The sequence below is a fragment of the Streptomyces mexicanus genome (assembly GCF_902506575.1).
GTDB classification, from domain to species: domain Bacteria; phylum Actinomycetota; class Actinomycetes; order Streptomycetales; family Streptomycetaceae; genus Streptomyces; species Streptomyces mexicanus.
In genome coordinates, this window is sequence record NZ_LR732544.1 from 2,399,643 (window position 1) to 2,419,982 (window position 20,340).

The window sequence follows — 20,340 nt, forward strand, 5'->3', positions numbered from 1 at the left end:
CGCCGGCCGGCGTCAGTGGCGCAGGGGCCAGGCGCCCACCTGGCCGGGTTCCTCGCCGACGTGGCGGGCGCACGCGTCGGTGAGGGCCTCCAGCAGGCTGAGCGGGTCGGGCAGCGCGTGCTCCGGGCCGCGCACCCAGCGCACGGCCCGGCCGTCGTCGCCGGGCAGCCGGGCCGGGGGGACGAGGACGTAGGAGCCGCGGCAGTGCCAGCGCAGCCCCGGGTGCTCGTCCATGGTCTCCGGGTGGCAGTCCAGCTCGCAGGGCCACCACTCGTCCTCGTCCTCGGGGGTGCCGCGGGTGAGGGTGAAGAACAGCATGCGGCCGTCGTCGCTCTCGGCGACCGGGCCGACCTCGACGCCGTCGGCGAGCAGCCGCTCCAGGGCCTCCCGGCCCGCCAGCAGGGGGACGTCCAGCACATCGTGGACCATGCCGGTGGCCGTGATGAAGTTGGCCTGCGGCTGGTGCCGGGCCCAGCGTTCGATCTGGGCGCGGTCGGTGGTGGACTGCGTCTGCCAGGCGAAGGACACCGGGTGCCGGGCGGGCGTGGGACAGCCCACGCGGTCGCAGGAACAGCCGTAGCCGGACCCCGGGTGCGCGGCGGGCGCGAGCGGCAGTCCCGCGGCGGCGACGGCGAGCAGCAGGGCCTCGCGACCGCCGTCGGGGGCGGCCTGCTTGGGCCGGCGTCCGCGCAGCCACTGGGAGAGTTTGCCCTGCAGGCCGGTGCGGCCGCCGAACTCCGCGCTCATCTATCCCCTCGCCTCGCTGGTGTGGACAGCATGCTCCATGGTCCCACCATCCTGCGCCCGCGGTGACCGCGGCCCGCATCCGGGGGTGGGGGCGGTCCGGTGCACGGGGGGCGCTCGGCACGCCCGGACCGGCGCGTCAGCGCGGGGCGAGGCCGTACAGCGCGTAGTCGACGAGGGTGTCGGTGTACGCGTGGGAAATGGGCCCGGTGTGCTGCAACCAGCGCTGGGCGAGCGGGGAGACGAACAGCTCCAGGGCGATGCGCGGATCGACGTCGGGGCGGACCTGCCCGGCCCGCTGGGCGGCGCGCAGCCGGCGCACGTACAGCTGCAACTGCGGTTCGAGCAGCCTGGCCACGAACTCGCGGCCGAGCCGCTCGTCGACCAGGCCCTCGGCGGCCAGCGCCCGCGACGGCGCGTCGAACCGCGGGTCGAGCAGTTCGTCGACGGTGGCGCGCAGCACGGCCTTGAGGTCGGCGGCGACGTCACCGGTGTCGGGGATCTCGTGCGGCTGGTGTCCGGCCTGCCGGGCCGCCTGCTCACCGAGGTCGAGGAACGCCTCCAGCAGCACCTCCGCCTTCGACGGCCACCACCGGTAGATCGTCTGCTTGCCCACGCCGGCCCGGGCGGCTATGCCCTCGATCGTGGTCCGCGGGTAGCCGACCTCGGCGACGAGCGCGAGGGCCGCGTCGTAGATCGCGCGCCGGGACCTCTCACTGCGGCGGGTGGCGTCGGGGGTGGACTTCTTGACCATGCGGCCGACGGTAGCAGGGGGATGAGACGGCACGTCTCGCCGCGGACGGGGGCACCGGCAGGCCGCCGTACGGAACCGTGCGACCGCCCGTCGGGAGCCGCGGGCGGCCCGGAAACCACCCGGGCGGGCGAAGCGGCCCGGCCCGGCCCGCGCGCGGCGGGCGGCCCGGGCGCACCATGGGCTCGAAGCAGCCCATGGGCCCGCCCCGGCGGGCACGAAGCAGCCCTGCGGTACCCGAGGAGCCCGCCTTGGCCCCAGCCCGCCGCGCCACACCCCGGCGCTACCTGATGTGCCCACCCGCACACTTCGACCTCGCCGGCTCCACCGACCCGTGGACGGACCAGGACAAACCGGCCGACGCGGCGCTGGCGCTGGCCCAGTGGGAGGCGCTGTGCGGGGTGTACCGGTCCCTCGGCCACACCGTCGAGCTGCTGCCGCCCGACCCGACGCTGCCCGACATGGTGTTCACGGCGAACGGCGCGACGGTGGCCGACGGCCGGGTGTTCGGCGCCCGCTTCGCCCACCCGCGGCGCGAGCCGGAGGCCGAGCTCCACCTGGAGTGGCTCGCCGCCCCCGGCTTCGCGCACCTGCACGTGCCCGTGCACATCAACGAGGGCGAGAGCGACCTCCAGGTCACCGCCTCCTGGCTGCTGGCCGGGCACGGCTTTCGCACCAATCCGCTCGCGCACGGCGAGGCCCAGGAGTTCTTCGGCCGCCCGGTGATCGGTCTGCAGCTGGTCGATCCCCGCTTCCACCACCTCGGCCTGGCGCTGGCCGTCCTGGACGACGCGGCCGACGAGGTCGCGTACTACCCGCCGGCCTTCTCCGCCGGCAGCCGGGAGGTGCTGCGGCGGCTGTTCCCCGACGCGCTGACCGTCGGCGAACAGGACGCGGTCGCCTTCGGCCTGAACGCCGTCTCCGACGGCCTGCACGTGGTGCTGCCGCAGACGGCGGCCGGGCTGTACGGTCCGCTGCGCGAGCGCGGTTTCGAACCGGTCGGCGTGGACCTGGGCGAGCTGCACAAGGGCGGCGGCAGCGTGAAGTGCTGCTCACTGGAGCTGCGCGGCTAGGGGCGGGCGGGAGGCCCTGGACCAGACCTAGACCTCGTCCCGGTCCGGCGGCCAGGCGTCGCCCCAGTCGGCGTCCCGGGCCGCCTTGTACAGCGTGCCGTGGCGTTTGGTGACGGTGCGGCGGCGCAGCTGCTCGTCCGGCTCGCACAGGTCGAGCAGCACCTGCCCCTTGCGGATCTGCGGCCGCCGTACGACCCGGGCGGGCGCGGGCGTCGCCGGGAAGCGGACGGCGGCGACGTAGCTGAACTTCTCGTCCTCGTAGGCCAGCGAGCCGCCCTTGACCTGGCGGTGCAGGGAGGACCGGCTGACCCGGGCGGAGAAGTGGCGCCAGTCGGTGCCGGGCGCGATCGGGCAGGCGGCGCTGTGGGGGCAGGGCGCGGCGACCTGGACCCCGGCCGCGATCAGCCGGCCGCGCGCCTCGATGACGCGGGCGTAGCCGTCGGGCGTGCCCGGCTCGACGACCACGACGGCCCGGGCGGCGGCGGCCGCCGCGTCGACGACGGCCGTGCGGGCGGCGGCGGTCAGCTCGCCGGGCACGTAGGAGACGGTGACGAGGTCGGCGGCGTCCAGACGCAGCGCGGCCCCGATCCGGGCCCGTTGCCAGCGGGCGTCGCGCAGGGCCGGGGGGGCCGCGGCGATCTCCCGCCCGAGGGCGAGCGCGGGCTCCGCCCAGTCGAGCACGGTCACCGGCCGCTCCCCGTCCCAGGTGGCGGCGACGGCCCAGGTCGCGGCCCCGGTGCCGCCGCCGACGTCGACATGGCCGCCCGGCACCCACCCGGGCGCGGCGTCGGCGAACGCCGCGAGCGCGGAGCGCACCGCCTCGAACGTGGCGGGCATCCGGTACGCCGCGTAGGCGGCCACGTCCGCCCGGTCCCGCAGGATCGGCGCGTCGGTCGGGGGGTCCCCCCGGTAGCTGGCGATCAGCCGCTCCACGGCGCCCGCCGCCTGCCGCGGCGGCAGCCCGTCGAGCAACCCGGACAGCGCGGCACGCAGGGCTTCGGCCGGCACAACAAGCTCACTCACCGAACAATTCTCTCAGCCGGAAACGACTGCACAGCCCCGGCACAGCCACGGCGCACAGCCCAGGCCCGGCCCGGGGGGGCGGGCCGTACCGACGCGCGGCTGCGGGACGCGGACGCGACGGCCCGCCTCACCGACGGCGCGCACCTACCCGGGCACGCGCCCCTTGCGCGCCCCTGGGGTCCCGGCCCGGCTCACCCCTCCGCCGCGCCCCGTCCGGCCCACTGCCGGGCGGCGCGCGCCAGCCACGTCGCCACGGCCGCCCGCGGCCGGCTGTCCGGCACCGCCCTGCGCCGCGGATGCACCGCGTTGGCCAGCAGCACCACGAACGTGTCCGTCACCGGGTCGATCACCAGTGACGTCCCCGTGAACCCGGTGTGCCCGGCCGCTCCCCGGCCCGCCAGCTCCCCCATGAACCACGGCTGGTCCACCAGGAAGCCCAGCCCCGGCGGGGCCAGCAGCAGGTCCACGAAGTCGGGCCCCAGGATGCGGGCGGGCCCGTACGCCCCGCCCGCCAGCAGCGCCCGGCACAGCACCGCCAGGTCCCCGGCCGTGGCGAACAGTCCCGCGTGCCCGGCGATGCCGCCCAGCGCCCAGGCGTTCTCGTCGTGCCCCCCGCCCCGCAGCATCCCCCGGTCCGCCTTGGCCCACGGCCGCCGCTGGTCCTCGGTGGCCGCCGCGCCGGGGCACGGCCCGAAACCGGTGGACCGCATCCCCAGCGGGCGGGTGATCCCGTCCCGGATCAGCACGTCCAGCGGCCGGCCGGTGATCCGCTGAAGGACCTGCTGGAGCAGGAGCATGTTCAGGTCGGAGTACGTGTACGTGCCGGGCGCCCCCGCGGGGGGCTCCGCCCGCAGCCGCGCCAGCCGCGCGGCCCGGTCGGGCAGGTCGTACAGCGGCAGTTCGGGCCGCAGCCCGGAGGTGTGGGTGAGCAGGTGCCGCACCGTGACGCCGTGCGCGGCGACGGCCTCGACCTCCGGCAGGTACGCCCCCACCCGCGCGTCGATGCCGAGCGTGCCCCGCTCGATCTGCTGCATGGCGGCGACCGCCGTGAACAGCTTGGTGAGGGAGGCGAGGTCGAAGGGCGTGTCGAGGGTCATCGGCTCCCGCCGCCCGGGCGGGAGTTCGACGCCGCGGCCGGTGTCGGGGTCGTAGGCCGCGTACCGGACGGCGAAGCCCGCCGCCTCGGCGACGGCGATCACCGGGCCGCGTCCGGCGATCACGACGGCGCCGGCCGCCCAGGGGCGTTCCCCGGCGGTGAGGGCGTGCACCTCGCGCACCAGCCCGCGCAGTGCGGCGGGGTGCACGCCCTCCCCCCCGGGGCCCGCCCCCCGCCCACCGCCGCCCCCCCGCCCCCCCCGCCGCGGCCGGCGGGCACCCCGGCGCCCGCCCCCGCCCCCCGCCCCCCCCCCCCCCCCCCCCCCCCCCGCCCCCCGCCCCCCCCCCCCCCCCCGCCCCCCCCCCCCCCCCGCCCCCGCCGGCCGCCCCCCCGCGCGGGCGCGGGGCGGTCCCCCCGTGCTGTTCCCTTCCCGCTCCCCCGCCTGCTGTGCGGGTGCCCGCGGTCGCGTCCGTCCACGGTCGGCACATGCCCGCGAAACAGGCCAGCGCCACCAGGGCCGCCGCCAGTTGGACGACGGCCATGGGGACGGCGGTGTCCTCCCCGGCGATGCCCACCAGCGGGGAGGCGACCGCCCCGACGAGGAAGGAGGAGGTGCCGAGCAGCGCGGAGGCCGAACCGGCGTGCTGCTTGGTGCGCATCAGGGCGAGCGCCTGGGTGTTGGGCATGGTGATGCCCATCGCGGACATCAGCACGAACAGCGCGGCGGCCACCGGCGCGAGCCCCACCTCGCCGAACACCCCGGCCGCCATCAGCAGCAGGGCGGTGGCGGCCAGGATGACCACGACGAGGCCGACGGCCAGCACCCGCTCCAGGCGGACCCGGCCGACCAGCACCTTGCCGTTGATCTGCCCGACGACGACCAGGCCGACGGAGTTGAGCCCGAACAGCAGGCTGAACGTCTGCGGGGAGGCGCCGTAGATCTCCTGGACGACGAACGGCGAGGCGGAGATGTAGGCGAACAGCGCCGCGAAGGCGAAGCCGCCCGCGATCAGGTAGCCGGTGAAGGCGCGGTCGGCCAGCAGGGCGCGCATCGAACCCAGCGCCTGTCCGACGCCGCCCTCGTGCCTCCCGTCCGGCGGCAGGGTCTCCGGCAGCCTCGCCCACACGACCGCGCCGAGCAGCACGCCCACCACGGTGAGCAGGACGAACACCCCGCGCCAGTCGGTCACCCGCAGGATCTGACCGCCGATCAGCGGCGCCACCACGGGCGCGACTCCGGAGATCAGCATCAGTGTGGAGAAGAACCGGGCCATCGCCACGCCGTCGTACAGGTCGCGGACGACGGCCCGCGCGATGACGATGCCCGCCGCGCCCGCGAGGCCCTGCGCGAGCCGGAAGACGACCAGCGTCTCGACGTCGGGCGCGCACGCGCACAGGGCGGTGGCGAGGACGTAGACCGCGAGCCCCGCCAGCAGCGGGCGGCGCCTGCCCCACCGGTCGCTCATCGGGCCGACGACCAGCTGCCCGAGCGCCATGCCGAGCAGGCAGGCGGTCAGGGTGAGCTGGACGGTGGCGGCGGGGGCGTGCAGGGAGCGGGTGACCTCCGGCAGCGACGGGAGGTACATGTCCATCGCCAGCGGGGGCGTGGCGGTCAGGCCGCCGAGGATCAGGGTGACGAGCAGACCGGTGCGACGGACCCCGGGGGACGGCGGACCGGTGTGCGCTCGCGTCTCGGGTGCGGCGGCCGATGTGGGCGCGTGCGGCACCGGTGCCCCTCCCTCGGACATGTGGTCCCCTCCCTTGCCGACTGGTCCGCCACCTATGCTCTCAGCTCGTACACGGTGCCGAAAAACACGTGAGCGAGGGTGGGGTCCGCGATGTCCGGTTCGACGGGTGAGAAGGTGCGCTGGGGGATTCTGGCGACCGGCGGGATCGCCGCCGCGTTCGCGGCGGACCTGGTGGACCTGCCGGAAGCGGAGCTGGTGGCGGTCGCCTCCCGCCGGGAGGAGTCGGCGCGGGCGTTCGCCGAGCGGTTCGGCGCCGCGCGGGCCTACGGCACCTGGGCGGAGCTGGCCCGGGACGCCGACGTCGACGTCGTCTACGTCGCCACCCCGCACGCCGCCCACCACGCCGCCGCCGGGCTGTGCCTGCGCGAGGGCCGCAACGTGCTGTGCGAGAAGCCGTTCACCCTCAACCTGCGCGAGGCGGCCGACCTGGTGGCGCTGGCCCGGGAGCAGAAGCGCTTCCTGATGGAGGCCATGTGGATGTACTGCAATCCGCTGGTGCGGCGGCTGAAGGCGCTGGTCGACGACGGCGCGATCGGCGAGGTGCGCACCGTGCAGGCCGACTTCGGGCTGGCCGGTCCCTTCCCGCCCGCGCACCGGCTGCGCGACCCGCGGCTGGGCGGCGGCGCGCTGCTCGACCTCGGCGTGTACCCGGTGTCGTTCGCGCAGCTGCTGCTCGGCGAGCCGTCGGACGTGACGGCCCGTGCGGTGCTCTCGCCCGAGGGCGTCGACCTGCAGACCGGCGCCCTGCTGTGCTGGGACGGCGGCGCGCTGGCCCAGGTGCACTGCTCCATCACCGGCGGCACGGCCACCGGTGCCTCGGTGACCGGTTCGAAGGGCCGGATCGACATCCCCTCGGGCTTCTTCAACCCCGACCGGTTCGTGCTGCACCGCGACGGCCGCGAGCCCGAGGAGTTCGCCGCGGACCCGGCCGACGGTCCGCGCGCCGGCTACCGGCACGAGGCGCTGGAGGTGATGCGCGCCCTGCGCGCGGGCGAGACCGAGTCGCCGCTGGTGCCGCTGGAGGGCACGCTGGCGGTGATGCGGACGCTGGACGCCATCCGCGAGCGGATCGGCGTGCGCTACCCGGGCGACGCGGACCCCGCGGCCGCTCCCGGCCGGCCGGTCGTGCAGGACCGGCCGGCCGCGCAGGACGCCGGCGAGAGCGCCGTCACGCCGGCTTGAGGCCCTGCTCCCCGACCTCCGTCACGAACGAACCGGCGGTGGTCAGCGGCGCGCCCTGGCTGGTGACGTGGGAGACCGTCTTGAACTCGGCGCGCGCCAGGCGGCGTTCCAGGGACACCGTGGCGTAGCCGCGCAGCCCGTTGAAGAACTTCAGGTGCGGGTTGGCGGTCATGAGGGTGTTCCAGTTGGACGGCTTGGCCGAGCCGTCGCCGCCGCTGGTGATGGAGGAGGTGACGATCTCGGTGCCCAGGGTCTTGGACCGCGGGTCGTCGAAGTCGCGCTTGATGTCGAAGCCGTAGTGCACGTGGACGTCGCCGGTGAGGACCATCAGGTTCTCGACGCCGGCCGCCTGGGCGCCGGCCAGGACCCGCTCGCGGGAGGCCGGGTAGCCGTCCCAGGAGTCCATGGACACCTTCGACGGCAGGGTGGTGGAGTTGTACCGCCGGGCGAAGGTGACCTGCTGGGGGACCACGTTCCACAGCGCGTCCGAGCGGTGCCAGCCGTCGATCAGCCAGCGCTCCTGGGCGTCGCCGGTCAGGGTGCGCGCCGGGTCCTCCGACTCGGGACCGGAGTACTGCCAGCCGTCGCCGTACGCCTGGTTCGAGCGGTACTGACGGGTGTCGAGCACGTCGAACTGGGCGAGCCGGCCCCAGTGCAGCCGCCGGTAGAGCTTCAGGTCGGGGCCGTCGGGCAGCTGCGGGCGGCGCAGCGGCATGTTCTCCCAGTAGGCGCGGTAGGCGGCGGCCCGGCGCAGCAGGAACTCGTCGGTGGGGCCCTCGGACTCGGAGACGTCGTCGGCGTAGTTGTTCTCGGTCTCGTGGTCGTCCCAGGTGACGACGAAGGGGTGGGCGGCGTGCGCGGCCCTGAGGTCGGCGTCCGACTTGTACAGCGCGTACCGCAGGCGGTAGTCCTCCAGGGTCACCGTCTCGTGGTCGAACAGCGCGGGCAGGGTGCCGGCGGCGTAGCGGCGGGCGCCGCCCGCGGAGTTGACGGCGTACTCGTAGAGGTAGTCGCCGAGGTGGAAGACGAGGTCCACGTCCTCCTCGGCCAGGTGCTTGTAGGCGGTGTAGTAGCCCTGGTCGTAGCGCTGGCAGGAGACCAGGCCGAAGGACAGGCCGGGGAACCGGCTGTGGCGCGGCGGCGCGGTGCGGGTGCGGCCGGTGGGGCTGATCCAGCGGCCGGCCCGGAAGCGGTAGTGGTAGACGTGGCCGGGCGTCAGGCCGCCGACCTCGACGTGCACGGTGTGCTGGAACTCGGGGTGGGCGGTGGCCGTACCGCGTCTGACGACCCGCCGAAAGCGGTCGTCCAGGGCGATCTCCCAGCCGACGGGGACCCGCTGGGCCGGCAGCCCGCCGTCCGCCTGGTAGGGGGTGGGCGCCAGGCGCGTCCACAGCAGCACGGAGTCCGGCAGCGGGTCGCCGGAGGCGACACCGAGGGTGAAGGGGTCGGCGGTGATGCGGGCGGGGTCGAGTTCGGCGGCGCTCGCGGTGCCGGCGGCCGGCAGGTTCACGGAGAACGCGAGTGCGGCGGCGGCGCCCGTGAGGGTCAGAAAGCGGCGGCGGCCCAGGGCGCGGGCGGCGGCGCGCAGTTCGGGCGCGTGCGAGGGCTGGCGGTGCGCGGGTGTCATCCGGTCCTCCCCTTGGAATGGGTGCACGGGGATTCGACCGGACCGGAACGACGGCTTCTTGGCACGAGCATGACGAACCCATGGCGGAAGGATGAGTTCCGCCGCGGGTTCCGCACGAGTTCCGCCCGGCGGGGCCGACCCGGCCGCGCGTACCCTGCGGGATCATGAACACCGAGGAAACGGCCGGCACGGAAGAAGCCCGTACGGGAGAGACCGGTACGGGAGAGACCGGTACGGGAGAGACCGGTACGAGAGGGACCGGCAGGGAAGCCGTCGGCAGGGAGGAAGCCGGTACGGAACGGGTCTCGCGGGTGGCGGTGGTCACCGGCGCCGGCTCCGGCATCGGGCGGGCCGTCGCCGTGGAACTGCTGCGCGCCGGCTGGTCGGTGGCCCTGGCCGGCCGCCGCCCGGAGCCCCTTCAGGAGACGGCGGCGCGCGTCCCCGGGGCGGCCTCGCTCGCCGTGCGCACCGACGTCTCCCGGCCGGAGGACGTGGCGGCGCTGTTCGCGGCGGCCGTGGAACGGTTCGGGCGGGTGGACCTGCTGTTCAACAACGCCGGGACGTTCGGGCCGGGCGGGGTGCCCGTGGAGGACCTGTCCTACGACGCCTGGCGGCACGTGGTGGACGTCAACCTCAACGGGGCGTTCCTGTGCGCGCAGGCGGCGTACCGGCAGATGAAGGAGCAGGACCCGCAGGGCGGCCGGATCATCAACAACGGCTCGATCTCCGCGCACGCGCCCCGGCCGCACTCGGTCGCCTACACCGCGACCAAGCACGCGCTGACCGGCCTGACCAAGTCATTGTCGCTGGACGGACGGCCCTACCGCATCGCGGTCGGCCAGATCGACATCGGCAACGCGGCCACGGACATGACCGCCGGAATGCAGACCGGCGCGCTCCAGGCGAACGGGGAGGTCGTCCCGGAACCGGTGATGGACGTCGCCGACGTCGCCCGCACGGTCCGCCACATGGCCGAACTCCCCCTGGATGCGAACGTGCAGTTCGCCACGGTCCTGGCGACGACGATGCCGTTCGTGGGGCGGGGCTGAGGGTGCCGTGCGGGGAGCTCGGCTGAGGATGCCGCGCGGGCGGCGGTGCCGAGCCGGGACCGGGCGATGCGAGGCCCGGTCCGATGGGGTCCGGGATGAGGACGCCGCGCGGGGGCCGACCATGCCGTTCGCGGGGCGCGGCTGAGGGTGCCGCGCATCGGGCGGCGCGGAGCCGGAACCCGAACCGGGCGATGCGAGGCCGGCTCGGATGCGGGACGGGGCCGAGAACGCGCCGCGCGTGGACCGACGATGCCGTTCGCGGGGCGCGGCCGAAGGTTCCGCGCGTCGGGCGGCGCGGAGCCAGAACCCGAACCGGGCGATGCGAGGCCGGCTCGGATGCGGGCCAGGGCGGTAGGACGCGCCGAGCGTGGGCCGACGCCGAGCCGGGACCGGGCGATGCGAGGCCGGCTCGGATGCGGGACGGGCTGAGGACGCCGCGCGTGGGCCGGCGACGGCGATGCCGTACGGGCGGCTCCTGGCCCCCGCCGGGTCAGCGGCGGTGGCGGCCGCCGCTGCCCGGGTCCGCGGCGACCGCCGCGCGGCGCCGGCGGCGCAGGGCCCACACGCCACCGGCGACCAGCGCGGCGGTCCCGGCGCCGCCCTCCAGCAGCCGCCAGCCCGAGGGACCGCGGTCGTCCGCCGCAGGACCGGCCGCGCCGGTCGCGGCCCCCGGCGCCTTCTGCCCGGACGGGCCGCCCGCCTGCGCCCCGCCCTCGCTCAGCGGCTCCACCAGGGTGCCCACGGCACGCGCCGAACTCCCCTGGGCGAAGCCCCAGTCCAGCAGCGCGGCGGTCTCCTCGTAGACGGCGTTCTCACCGGCCGAGGGGTGCATCACGGTCACCAGCAGCGTCCGGCCCCCGCGCACGGCCGCGCCGGTGAAGGTGTTGCCGGCGTGGCTGGTGTAACCGTTCTTCACGCCGATCAGGCCGTCGTACGGCTTCAGCCCCCACGTCCCGCTCAGCAGCCGGTCGGTGTTCTGGATCTGGAAGGTCTTGCCCCGCCCGGCCGGGAACTGGGCGGTCCGGGTGCCGCAGTAGCCGCGGAAGTCGGCGTTGCGCAGCCCGTGCCGGGCGAACAGCGTCAGGTCGTACGCCGAGGAGAGCTGGCCGGGATGGTCGAAGCCGTCCGGGCTGACCACGTGCGTGTCCAGGGCCTGCAGGTCCTCCGCCTTGGCCTGCATCTCGGCGACGGTCCGGGCGACGCCGCCGTTCATGTGGGCGAGCACGTGCACGGCGTCGTTGCCCGAGCGCAGGAACACGCCCTGCCACAACTGCTCGACGGTGTACGTGGTCCCGGCCTGGACGCCGACGAGACTGGAGCCCGCCGGGATCCCGGCCAGGTCGGCCTCGGTGACGGTGTGCCGCTCGGTGCGGGGGAACTTCGGCAGCACCGTGTCCGCGAACAGCATCTTCAGCGTGGAGGCGGGCGCGAGACGCTCGTGCGCGCGACAGGCGGCGAGCACCTCTCCGGTCTCCCAGTCGGCGACCAGCCAGGCGCGGGCGGTCAGCTTGCGCGGCAGACCGGCGGGACGGCTCGCCTGCACCCCGCCACGGGCCAGCCGCTCGCCGCCCACCACGGTGGTGCGGGCCGCGCCGGTGGCGGCCGCCGCCGTCCCCCGGGTCGCGACGGCCGCCGCGGGCGCGGCCGCGGCCAGGGCGAGCAGGGCCCGCCGGGACACGGCGTTCGGGGCACGGGTCGGAGCACAGGTCGCGGGACGGGAGTCAGAGGAAACGCGCACTCCGGGACCGTACAAAGCGAGTGCGGGCCCGCGCACGACGGATCCTCAAAGGATGGCCAAAAGATCACCAAAGGAGGGATGTCACGCACCCTCCGGCGACTCACGCCTGCCCGGTCTCGAAGCGGGTGATGCGCCCGTCGTCGGCCACGGTGAAGGACCAGCGGGTGCGCATCTCGCCCCAGGTGTCGTTGCGGTAGCGGGCGATGAGCGTGCGGCCGCCCCGGGACTCGTTGTCGACTTCCATGTGCCCGTGTGTGGCGAAGATCTCCTGCTCGATCCACTCCGCGAGGTCACGGTCGGACCCGTCGTCCGCCATGGTCGCACCGGGCGCGAGCACCTGCATGAAGCCCTCGCGGTCGTGGGCGTTGACCGCGGTGACGAAAGCGCGGACGGCCGGGTCGCTGAGTTTGGCGGTCTGAATCGTCATGTCGGCAGCGTCACACCGCGCCCTCCGCCTCGCCATCCGGAGGGCACCGGGCGCGGGCCGAGCGGGTGGCGGCACGGTGGGCGGGCAGTACCCGGTGCGGTTGGGACGGCGGCCCGGTGGGCGGGGTCTACCCGGTGCGGTTGGGATGGCGGCACGGTAGGCGGGGTCTACCCGGTGCCGTCGGGATGGCGGCCCGGTGAGCGGCTGGTACCCGGTGCCCTCGGGACGGCGCCCGGTGGGCGGATGGCGCCCCGGCGAGCGGGGCAGGCTGCGCGCATGACCGACGAGCACCCGGCACCACCGGCCAAGCGCCTGCGACCAGCACCAGCACCACCGGACCCACCATCATCACCACCCCCGCCCCCTGACCTGTGGACCACCATCGACGACCTGTGGACCTGGCTGGAGGCACACCGCACGCAGGCCGGCGACCGCGACCGCACGCTCCTCCTGCGCCTGCTGAAACTGTCCGAGGAGGTCGGCGAGGCCGCCCAGGCGGTGATCGGCGCCACCGGCCAGAACCCGCGCAAGGGCACCACGCACACCTGGCAGGACGTCGAGGCGGAGCTGTGCGACGTGGTCATCACGGCCCTGGTCGCCCTGCGCACCCTGACCCCCGAGGCCCGCACGGTCTTCGCGCACCACCTGGCACGGGTCAGGGACCGCTCGCTGGGACCCGCGGGACCGGGTTCACCGGCCGCCGGCACCTCCTCGTAGCGTCACGGCGTGAGCCGACACGACGCCGGCACTGACTCCCCTGTTCGGCGGCGCGGCTGGGGCACAACGATCCGGCGTTCGCGGTGTGGACCTACGTCCTCCCCGGATTCTCCCCAGCGCAAGATCATCCGAGCATTTCCTGAGCGTGCAGGCAGGTCCATGACCTGAACGGCAGACGAGTCGGGCTGTACGCCGGGTTCTGTTCCGGAGGGTCCTCGCGGGCCCTCCGGCGACGGCCATCCATCTAGGACCGGCGTTGCCACCGGCCTCCAGCGGTCTACCCGCGGACTCGGGCGGGCAGCCCTCGAACATCCGCGCAGAGACACCGGGGTGTCTCCTTCTTGACCTTGCTCCGGGTGGGGTTTACCTAGCTGCCCAGGTCACCCTGGGCACTGGTGGTCTCTTACACCACCGTTTCACCCTTACCGAGGACCGAGGTCCCCGGCGGTCTGCTTTCTGTGGCACTGTCCCGCGGGTCACCCCGGGTGGCCGTTAGCCACCACCCTGCCCTGTGGAGCCCGGACGTTCCTCGGGAAGCCCCCTTGCGGGAACTCCACGCGGCCGTCCGCCCGGCTCGTCTGCCGTGTGGACCATGCTACCGGGCGCGCCGGGTGCGCCGCTCCGGGCACCGGTCAGAGGAAGTCCGTGGTCTCCAGGTCGAAGGCCAACGGCTCGGGGAGGGGCAGCGGCTTGCCGAAGGGGAGGGTGCACACCCCGCGGTAGTCGTCGTTCCCCGGCTCGCTGAACAGGGTGACCGATGCGGCCTCCCGGTCGACGAGCAGGTAGAGCGGGATGCCGCCGCGGGCGTAGCAGCGGCGCTTGGTCTCGCGGTCGGCCCTGGGCTTGGTGGAGGTGACCTCCAGCACCAGGGCGACGCCGTCGCAGGGCATCCAGGAGTCGGCGCCCCGGTACAGACGCAGCGCCGCGGGGGCGAAGGTGCCGTCGGGGATCACGTGGTCCTTCGGGCAGCCCTGCCCGCTCTTCAGCTTCAGGCCCTTGTTCCCGGAGAAGTCCATGTCGGTCCGGGATCGCCTGATCACCTGCTTCGTGATCTGGCTGATGCAGTCCTCGTGGTCCCCGTCCGGCGGCGGCGTCACGACGATCTCCCCCTCGATCAGTTCGGCCCGGAAGCCCTCCGGGGTGTCGAGGGACAGGAAGATGTCCAGCAGCCCCTCGGCCGGCGTGATGGGCTCGTGCGCTACGGCGGCCATGTCGCGCCCCTCCTTCGGTCGCTCGCCAGGCTCGGACATCCCAAGATCACCCGTCCATGAGATCGGGAACCGTTCCCTCGATCGTGGCACAGGACCGCCGCCCCCGTCGCCCACGTCGCCCTCAGTACCCTGGCGCAGAGCGCCGAAGAAGGTGCGCCGGAGAAGGAGAGACCCCGTGCTCGTGCTGCTGCCCCCGTCCGAAGGCAAGGCCCCCGCCGCGGGGCGCGGTGCCCCGCTGGCGCTGGAGTCGCTGTCGTTGCCGGGGCTGACCGGCGCTCGGGAGGCCGTGCTCGGCGAGTTGGTCGAGTTGTGCGCCGGGGACGAGGGCAAGGCGCGGGAGGTGCTCGGGCTGAGCGAGGGGCTGCGGGGCGAGGTGGCCAAGAACGCCGCGCTGCGCACGGCGGGCACGCGGCCCGCCGGGGAGATCTACACCGGGGTGCTCTACGACGCTCTCGGCCTCGCTTCGCTCGATGCCGCCGCCAAGCGGCGGGCCGCGCGGTCGCTGCTGGTGTTCTCCGGGTTGTGGGGGGCGGTCCGGGTGACCGACCGGATTCCGTCCTACCGGTGCTCGATGGGGGTGAAGCTGCCGGGGCTCGGTGCGCTGGCAGCCCACTGGCGTACGCCGATGGCGTCCGTGCTGCCGGAGGTGGCCGGGGACGGGCTGGTGCTGGATCTGCGCTCCTCCGCCTACGCGGCCGCCTGGAAGCCGAAGGGCGAGGTCGCGGGGCGCACGGCGACCGTGCGGGTGCTGCACTCCCAGGTCGTGGACGGGGTCGAGAAGCGGTCCGTGGTCTCCCACTTCAACAAGGCGACCAAGGGGCGCATCGTGCGCGCTCTGCTGGCCGACGGGACCGTTCCCGAGGACCCCGCCGAGCTGGTGGTGGCGCTGCGCGATCTCGGCTACACCGTGGAGGCCGAGCCCCCTGCCAAGGCCGGCAAGGCATGGGCTCTGGATGTGGTGGTGACCGAGATCCATTGATCCGCTGGCCGGCCACTGACGCCGACCGCGTTGCAGGGTGTGCAATGGCTTTTGCGCGTGCTGCATCACGCGGGCAGGATGACGCCATGTCCTCCATGCCCTCTTCCCTGCCCGGCGCGGACGCGTCCGCTTCCACGTCCGCTTCCGGCCCCGCCTCCGCCTCCGTTCTGGATCTCGCCCCCGTTCTGCCCGTCGTCGTCCTCGACGACGCCGCCGTGGCCGTGCCGCTGGCGCGGGCGCTGGTGGCCGGCGGGCTGCCCGCGATCGAGGTGACCCTGCGGACCCCGGCCGCGCTGGACGGGCTGCGGGCGATCGCCGCCGAGGTGCCGGAGGCGGCCGTGGGCGCCGGTACCGTCATCACGCCGGAGCAGGTGGGCGAGTGCGTGGCCGCGGGGGCGCGGTTCCTGGTCAGCCCGGGATGGACGGACTCGCTGCTGACCGCCATGGCCGCGTCCGGGGTGCCGTACCTGCCCGGGGTCTCGACCGCGTCCGAGGTGGTGGCGCTGCTGGAGCGCGGGGTGCGGGAGATGAAGTTCTTCCCGGCCCAGGCCGCCGGCGGCACCGCCTATCTGAAGTCACTCGCCGGACCGCTGCCGCAGGCCCGCTTCTGCCCCACCGGAGGCGTCGACCCGGAAAACGCCCCCGAGTACCTGGCGCTGCCCAACGTCGGCTGCGTCGGCGGGAGCTGGATGGTCCCGGCCGACGCGGTCGCCGCCGGCGACTGGGACCGTATCGAGGAGCTGGCCCGCGCGGCGGCGCAGCTCAGCGCAGGTGGGACGTGTCGTTGAGGAGGCGGACGCTGGCGTTGCCGTCCGCGTAGTACGCCACCACCGACAGGGAGGCCGCCGAGAGTTCCATGCGGAACAGGGACTCCGGGGGCGCGCCCAGGGCCAGGCGCACGAACGTCTTGATCGGCGTGACGTGCGTGACCAGCAGCACCGTGCGGCCCGCGTACGCCGCGACCAGCTTGTCGCGGGTGGCGGCGATCCGGGCGGCGGTCGTGGTGAAGCTCTCGCCGCCGCCGGTCGGCGCGACGTCCGGGGAGGCCAGCCAGGCGTTCAGGTCGTCCGGGTAGCGCTCCTGCACCTCGGCGAAGGTCAGGCCCTCCCAGGCACCGAAGTCGGTCTCCCGCAGGCCGTCTTCGACGGCCACCTCCAGGCCCAGGCGGGCGGCGATGATGCCGGCGGTCTCGCGGGTGCGGGCCAGCGGGGAGGAGACGACGGCCTGGATCGTGCCGCGCCGGGCCAGCGCCGCCGCGGCCTTCTCCGCCTGCTCGCGGCCGGTCGCGGACAGGGACGGGGCGCTGCCGCCACTGCCGGAGAATCGCTTCTGCGGGGTGAGAGGCGTCTCACCGTGCCGCAGGAGGACGAGGGTGGCCGGGGCACCCAGGTCGGCGGGCGCCCAGCCGGGGGACGAGACGGTCGAGACGGTGCGGGCGGCTTGTGCGTCGCGGTCCGCGCGTACGGCGTCCTCGGGCCGGTGGACCGCACCCGCCTGCGCCGCCGCCGGCTCCGCCGCCGACCCCGACGGCGACCACGTCTCGCCCCGCGCGCCCGCGTCCATCGCCTCGTTGGCCAGGCGGTCGGCGTGCTTGTTGCGCTCGCGCGGGATCCACTCGTAGGTCACGCGCTCGGGCGGGAAGACGCGGGCGGCCTCGGTCGCGAGCGGTTTCAGGTCCGGGTGCTTGATCTTCCAGCGGCCCGTCATCTGCTCCACGACGAGCTTGGAGTCCATCCGGACGTGCACGGCCGCCTGCGGGTCCAGCGCCCGGGCGGCGCGCAGGCCGGCCAGCAGGCCCCGGTACTCGGCGACGTTGTTGGTGGCCACGCCCAGGTACTCGGCCGCCTCCGCCAGGGTTTCCCCCGTCGCCGCGTCCCGGACGACGGCACCGTAGCCCGCGGGCCCCGGGTTGCCGCGCGAACCGCCGTCGGCCTCGACGATGAACTCCCGCACACCGGACTCCCGCACGCCCACCGCTCCTACAGGCCCGACTCGGCGGTGCGCACCAGGATGCGGCGGCAGTTCTCGCACCGGACGACCGTGTCGGGGGCGGCGACGCGGATCTCGTTCAGCTCGGTGATGGCCAGCTCCTGGCGGCAGCCCTGGCGGGTGCGCTGGTACAGCTTGGCCGCGCCGATACCGCCCTGCTGCTCGCGCAGCTTGTCGTACAGCTTGAGCAGGTCGGCGGGGCCGGCGGCCGCCACGACCTCGCGCTCCTTGGTCACCGAGGCGACCTCGCCGTCGATCTCCTCGAAGGCCGCGTCCCGGCGGGCGGTGGCGTCGTCGACCTTGGCCTGCACGGAGGCGACGCGCTCGGTCAGCTCGGCCACCCGCTCCTGCGCGGACTCCCGGCGCTCCATGACCTCCAGGACGACGTCCTCCAGGTCGCCCTGCCGCTTGGCGAGGGAGGCGATCTCGTGCTGGAGGTTGGCGAGGTCCTTGGGCGAGGTGACCGCGCCGGAGTCCAGGCGCTGCTGGTCGCGGGCGGCGCGCTTGCGCACCTGGTCCACGTCCTGCTCGGCCTTGGTCTGCTCGCGGGCGCAGTCGCTCTCCTCGGTCTGGGCGGCCACGAGCAGGTCGCGCAGCTGCGTCAGGTCCCGGTTCAGCGATTCGATCTCGGCGTGCTCGGGCAGCGACTTCCGCTTGTGCGCCAGCTGCTGCAGGCGGACGTCGAGGGACTGGACGTCGAGGAGTCGGATCTGGTCGGCGGGCGCGGCGTTCAGTTGGGGGCTCCCAGGGGTTCGTCGGTGGTGGTGGACGCCGCGTGGGCGGTCCAGGGGTCGGTGACCGTCTTGGAGACGTGGACCCGCAGGTCCCATCCGTGCCGGTCGGAGATCTCGTCGAGCTGGGCGGCGGCCAGCTCGCACCAGGGCCACTCGGTGGCCCAGTGCGCCGCGTCGAGCAGCGCGAGAGGACTGTGGGCGACCGCCTCGGAGGCGGGGTGGTGGCGCAGGTCCGCGGTGAGGAAGGCGTCGGCGCCGGCGGCGCGTACGGCGTCGAAGAGGCTGTCGCCGGAGCCGCCGCTGACGGCGACCGTGCGCACGGTGGCCTCCGGGTCGCCGGCCACGCGGATGCCCTGGGCGGTGGCCGGCAGGCACGCGGCGGCGCGGGCGGCCAGCTCGCGGACGGTCAGCGGGTGGTCCAGCTCGCAGACCCGGCCCAGGCCCCGGCGGCCCTCCGGGTCGGTGGGGTCCGGGACGAGCGGCCGTACGACCCTGAGGTCCAGCGCGCCGGCCAGGGCGTCGCTGACGCCGGGGTCGGCGGTGTCGGCGTTGGTGTGGGCCACGTGCAGGGCGATGTCGTTCTTGATGAGCGTGTGCACCACGCGGCCCTTGAAGGTGGAGGCGGCCACCGTGGTCGTGCCGCGCAGGTAGAGGGGGTGGTGGGTGACGAGCAGGTCGGCGCCCAGCTTCACCGCCTCGTCGACGATCTCCCGCACCGGGTCGACGGCGAACAGCACCCGGGTGACCTGCTGGTCGGGGTCGCCGACGACCGTGCCGACCGCGTCCCAGGACTCGGCACGCTCGGCGGGCCACAGGTTCTCCAGCGCGGCGATGACTTCAGACAGACGGGGCACGAGTGCAAGGCTACCCGGGTGTCCGGCCCGGCTGTACCGGCGCCTTCGCCCCGCCGGGACCACCGGGGCGACCCGCACATCCGTCCTGGTTTTCGCAGCACATCTGTCCTGATTTCTTCAACAGAATCGTTCCGCGGCCACCCGTATGTGTGAAGCACCCGCCCGCCGGTCCTCCGTCTGTGCGAACGAAAACTAGCGTCCTCACAGGAGGTGACCGAGCGATGACAGTCTGTGCCTCTCCGGGGCTCTCCGCGACGCCCGAGCAGGGAGGTCCGCCACCGCCCTCGGCGGCCGGTGCGGACACCGCCGGCGCGCGGTCGGCGGCCTGCGCGATCACGACGGACGGCGCCTACGCCGCCCGGCTCGCCCGCAGCGGCGACTCCTGGTACCCGGAGCGCTGGACGCTGGACGGCCCCGAGCCGTACGCGGTGCCGCTGCCCGGCAACCAGCCCGAGGAACCCGGCACCGAGGTGCAGCCGATGGGCGACGGCCGCGTCCTCATCCGGCGGCTGGTGGCCGGCCGGCACACCTTCTCCCTGCTGTACCCGACCGGTCCCGGCACCGGTGAACTGCCCCTCGGCGCGGTCGAGTGCCCGGAGGGCACCCGGCTGCGGCTGCTGCCGCCCGCGCCCGGCGGCGAGCGGGCGTACGCCCTCGCCGTCGGCCCGCACTCGACGGCGGTGTGGCTGGTGGCCGGCGGCGCCTTCGGGCCCGAGCACCTGGCCGAGGTGCCGGGGCCGTGCTCGGGCGGCGCCTGGCTGGACCGCACCGGCCGGCTGCTGGCCCTGGACCGGCGGATCCACGGGCGCACCAAGGCGGTGGTGGTGGACCTGGACCACGGGGGCGCGGTCTCGCCGCTGCTGCAGATCGCCCCGCACAGCGACGACCGGCTGCTGCTCGCCGACCCGGACAGCGGCCTGCTGCTGATCGCCTCGGACGCGCCCTCTCCGGGCGAGCCGCGGCTGGGCTGGGGGGTGCTCGGCAGCACGCTGCCGGTCCGCTTCCCCGACTGCCTGCGGACGTCCGACTGCGCGATGACGCCGTTCGCGATCCAGCCCGGGCAGGTCCTCACGCCGGAGCACTGCGCGGTGGCGCTGCGCTGCGACGGGCCGTTCGGCACCTGGATCGGCGTGTGGCGCCCCACGGAGCGCCGGGTACGCCACCTGCCCGCGCCCGAGGGGTGGCTGACGGGCGCGGGCGTGTGGACGGGCGACGGCCAGTTGCGGCTGCCCTACGTCACGGACGCGGTGCCCTGCGGGGTGGCGCGCTGGACGCCGCCCGCGCGGGAGCCCGCCGCCCCGCGCTTGACCCGCGTCGTCCAGGTCGCCCAGGGCGACCACGTACCCCGGCTGCCGGCCGCGGAAGGCGCGGGGCCGGGGGGCCGGGCGGTGCCGGGAG

At 75.0% G+C, this 20,340-nt stretch carries 17 protein-coding genes, 1 other RNA gene and 2 pseudogenes; 7 read left to right on the forward strand and 13 right to left on the reverse strand.

Going from position 1 to position 20,340, the window contains the following annotated elements; genetic code table 11:
* Window positions 1-12: 12 nt before the first annotated feature.
* Window positions 13-747 (reverse strand): bifunctional DNA primase/polymerase, encoded by a 735-nt coding sequence (locus GV126_RS10735; protein WP_159664777.1) that lies wholly within the window; start codon window positions 745-747, stop codon window positions 13-15.
* A 136-nt stretch (window positions 748-883) separates the two neighbouring features.
* Entirely contained in the window at window positions 884-1,498 is a 615-nt protein-coding gene (locus GV126_RS10740) for a TetR/AcrR family transcriptional regulator (protein WP_159664779.1), read from the reverse strand.
* Between the two features lie 248 nt (window positions 1,499-1,746).
* Here GV126_RS10740 and ddaH point away from each other — a divergent pair, with 248 nt between their 5' ends.
* Window positions 1,747-2,568, forward strand: coding sequence for a dimethylargininase (gene ddaH, locus GV126_RS10745; protein WP_236569945.1), 822 nt, complete (start codon window positions 1,747-1,749; stop codon window positions 2,566-2,568).
* A gap of 27 nt (window positions 2,569-2,595) precedes the next feature.
* Here ddaH and GV126_RS10750 read toward each other — a convergent pair whose 3' ends face one another.
* The 3 genes and pseudogenes from GV126_RS10750 to GV126_RS10760 form a co-directional block, all read right to left on the reverse strand.
* Window positions 2,596-3,591 carry a small ribosomal subunit Rsm22 family protein gene (locus GV126_RS10750; RefSeq protein ID WP_159664781.1) on the reverse strand — a complete coding sequence of 332 codons (996 nt, stop codon included), beginning with the start codon at window positions 3,589-3,591 and terminating at the stop codon, window positions 2,596-2,598.
* 191 nt (window positions 3,592-3,782) lie between these two features.
* A complete protein-coding gene (locus GV126_RS10755; protein ID WP_236569946.1) occupies window positions 3,783-4,895 on the reverse strand; it encodes a serine hydrolase domain-containing protein in 1,113 nt (370 codons plus the stop codon).
* A gap of 250 nt (window positions 4,896-5,145) precedes the next feature.
* Window positions 5,146-6,435: pseudogene (locus GV126_RS10760) on the reverse strand (multidrug effflux MFS transporter); the annotation flags it as partial.
* 90 nt (window positions 6,436-6,525) lie between these two features.
* Between GV126_RS10760 and GV126_RS10765 the strand changes: the two are divergent.
* A complete protein-coding gene (locus GV126_RS10765) occupies window positions 6,526-7,617 on the forward strand; it encodes a Gfo/Idh/MocA family protein (RefSeq protein WP_159664784.1) in 1,092 nt (363 codons plus the stop codon).
* Here GV126_RS10765 and GV126_RS10770 read toward each other — a convergent pair.
* On the reverse strand, window positions 7,604-9,244 hold the full coding sequence (locus tag GV126_RS10770; RefSeq protein WP_159664787.1) for an alkaline phosphatase D family protein: 1,641 nt from the start codon (window positions 9,242-9,244) through the stop codon (window positions 7,604-7,606). The two genes, GV126_RS10765 and GV126_RS10770, sit on opposite strands and share 14 nt — an antisense overlap.
* 164 nt (window positions 9,245-9,408) lie before the next feature.
* Between GV126_RS10770 and GV126_RS10775 the strand changes: the two genes are divergently transcribed.
* Window positions 9,409-10,293, forward strand: coding sequence for an SDR family oxidoreductase (locus tag GV126_RS10775; RefSeq protein ID WP_202035913.1), 885 nt, complete (start codon window positions 9,409-9,411; stop codon window positions 10,291-10,293).
* Window positions 10,294-10,783: 490 nt separating this feature from the next.
* On the opposite strand, the gene GV126_RS10780 is transcribed toward GV126_RS10775, so the two are convergent.
* Window positions 10,784-12,031 carry a D-alanyl-D-alanine carboxypeptidase family protein gene (locus GV126_RS10780; protein WP_236569947.1) on the reverse strand — a complete coding sequence of 416 codons (1,248 nt, stop codon included), beginning with the start codon at window positions 12,029-12,031 and terminating at the stop codon, window positions 10,784-10,786.
* 100 nt (window positions 12,032-12,131) lie between these two features.
* On the reverse strand, window positions 12,132-12,458 hold the full coding sequence (locus tag GV126_RS10785) for a hypothetical protein (RefSeq protein ID WP_028422356.1): 327 nt from the start codon (window positions 12,456-12,458) through the stop codon (window positions 12,132-12,134).
* Between the two features lie 276 nt (window positions 12,459-12,734).
* On the opposite strand from GV126_RS10785, the gene GV126_RS10790 reads away from it, so the two are divergent.
* Window positions 12,735-13,175 carry a MazG-like family protein gene (locus GV126_RS10790; protein ID WP_201299826.1) on the forward strand — a complete coding sequence of 147 codons (441 nt, stop codon included), beginning with the start codon at window positions 12,735-12,737 and terminating at the stop codon, window positions 13,173-13,175.
* 172 nt (window positions 13,176-13,347) lie between these two features.
* Here the strand turns inward: GV126_RS10790 and rnpB are convergent.
* Both rnpB and GV126_RS10800 read right to left on the reverse strand, forming a co-directional pair.
* An RNA gene (gene rnpB, locus GV126_RS10795) (RNase P RNA component class A) lies at window positions 13,348-13,752 on the reverse strand.
* A 55-nt stretch (window positions 13,753-13,807) separates the two neighbouring features.
* On the reverse strand, window positions 13,808-14,386 hold the full coding sequence (locus GV126_RS10800) for a Uma2 family endonuclease (protein WP_159664790.1): 579 nt from the start codon (window positions 14,384-14,386) through the stop codon (window positions 13,808-13,810).
* Window positions 14,387-14,561: 175 nt separating this feature from the next.
* On the opposite strand from GV126_RS10800, the gene yaaA reads away from it, so the two are divergent.
* Both yaaA and GV126_RS10810 read left to right on the forward strand, forming a co-directional pair.
* Window positions 14,562-15,365, forward strand: coding sequence for a peroxide stress protein YaaA (gene yaaA / locus GV126_RS10805; RefSeq protein WP_159664793.1), 804 nt, complete (start codon window positions 14,562-14,564; stop codon window positions 15,363-15,365).
* Between the two features lie 95 nt (window positions 15,366-15,460).
* A complete protein-coding gene (locus GV126_RS10810; RefSeq protein ID WP_159673522.1) occupies window positions 15,461-16,153 on the forward strand; it encodes a bifunctional 4-hydroxy-2-oxoglutarate aldolase/2-dehydro-3-deoxy-phosphogluconate aldolase in 693 nt (230 codons plus the stop codon).
* On the opposite strand, the gene GV126_RS10815 is transcribed toward GV126_RS10810, so the two are convergent.
* Genes GV126_RS10815 through GV126_RS10825 form a run of 3 tightly spaced genes read right to left on the reverse strand, consistent with a single transcriptional unit; the run spans window position 16,128 to window position 18,942 of the window.
* Entirely contained in the window at window positions 16,128-17,318 is a 1,191-nt protein-coding gene (locus GV126_RS10815; protein WP_159673524.1) for a bifunctional RNase H/acid phosphatase, read from the reverse strand. The two genes, GV126_RS10810 and GV126_RS10815, sit on opposite strands and share 26 nt — an antisense overlap.
* Before the next feature lie 26 nt (window positions 17,319-17,344).
* On the reverse strand, window positions 17,345-18,088 hold the full coding sequence (locus GV126_RS10820) for a zinc ribbon domain-containing protein (RefSeq protein WP_159673526.1): 744 nt from the start codon (window positions 18,086-18,088) through the stop codon (window positions 17,345-17,347).
* Entirely contained in the window at window positions 18,085-18,942 is an 858-nt protein-coding gene (locus GV126_RS10825; RefSeq protein ID WP_159664796.1) for a Nif3-like dinuclear metal center hexameric protein, read from the reverse strand. Before GV126_RS10825 ends, GV126_RS10820 begins: the two co-directional genes overlap by 4 nt.
* 221 nt (window positions 18,943-19,163) lie before the next feature.
* Between GV126_RS10825 and GV126_RS10830 the strand changes: the two are divergent.
* Window positions 19,164-20,340 (forward strand): annotated as a pseudogene (locus GV126_RS10830) (hypothetical protein); the annotation flags it as partial.

Excerpts from the sequence above, each read along its gene's own strand:
- GV126_RS10735 (WP_159664777.1), bottom strand. The coding sequence starts at position 747 with ATGAGCGCGGAGTTCGGCGGCCGCACCGGCCTGCAGGGCAAACTCTCC.
- GV126_RS10740 (WP_159664779.1), bottom strand. The coding sequence starts at position 1,498 with ATGGTCAAGAAGTCCACCCCCGACGCCACCCGCCGCAGTGAGAGGTCC.
- GV126_RS10765 (WP_159664784.1), top strand. The coding sequence starts at position 6,526 with ATGTCCGGTTCGACGGGTGAGAAGGTGCGCTGGGGGATTCTGGCGACC.
- GV126_RS10770 (WP_159664787.1), bottom strand. The coding sequence starts at position 9,244 with ATGACACCCGCGCACCGCCAGCCCTCGCACGCGCCCGAACTGCGCGCC.
- GV126_RS10775 (WP_202035913.1), top strand. The coding sequence starts at position 9,409 with ATGAACACCGAGGAAACGGCCGGCACGGAAGAAGCCCGTACGGGAGAG.
- GV126_RS10785 (WP_028422356.1), bottom strand. The coding sequence starts at position 12,458 with ATGACGATTCAGACCGCCAAACTCAGCGACCCGGCCGTCCGCGCTTTC.
- GV126_RS10790 (WP_201299826.1), top strand. The coding sequence starts at position 12,735 with ATGACCGACGAGCACCCGGCACCACCGGCCAAGCGCCTGCGACCAGCA.
- GV126_RS10800 (WP_159664790.1), bottom strand. The coding sequence starts at position 14,386 with ATGGCCGCCGTAGCGCACGAGCCCATCACGCCGGCCGAGGGGCTGCTG.
- GV126_RS10810 (WP_159673522.1), top strand. The coding sequence starts at position 15,461 with ATGCCCTCTTCCCTGCCCGGCGCGGACGCGTCCGCTTCCACGTCCGCT.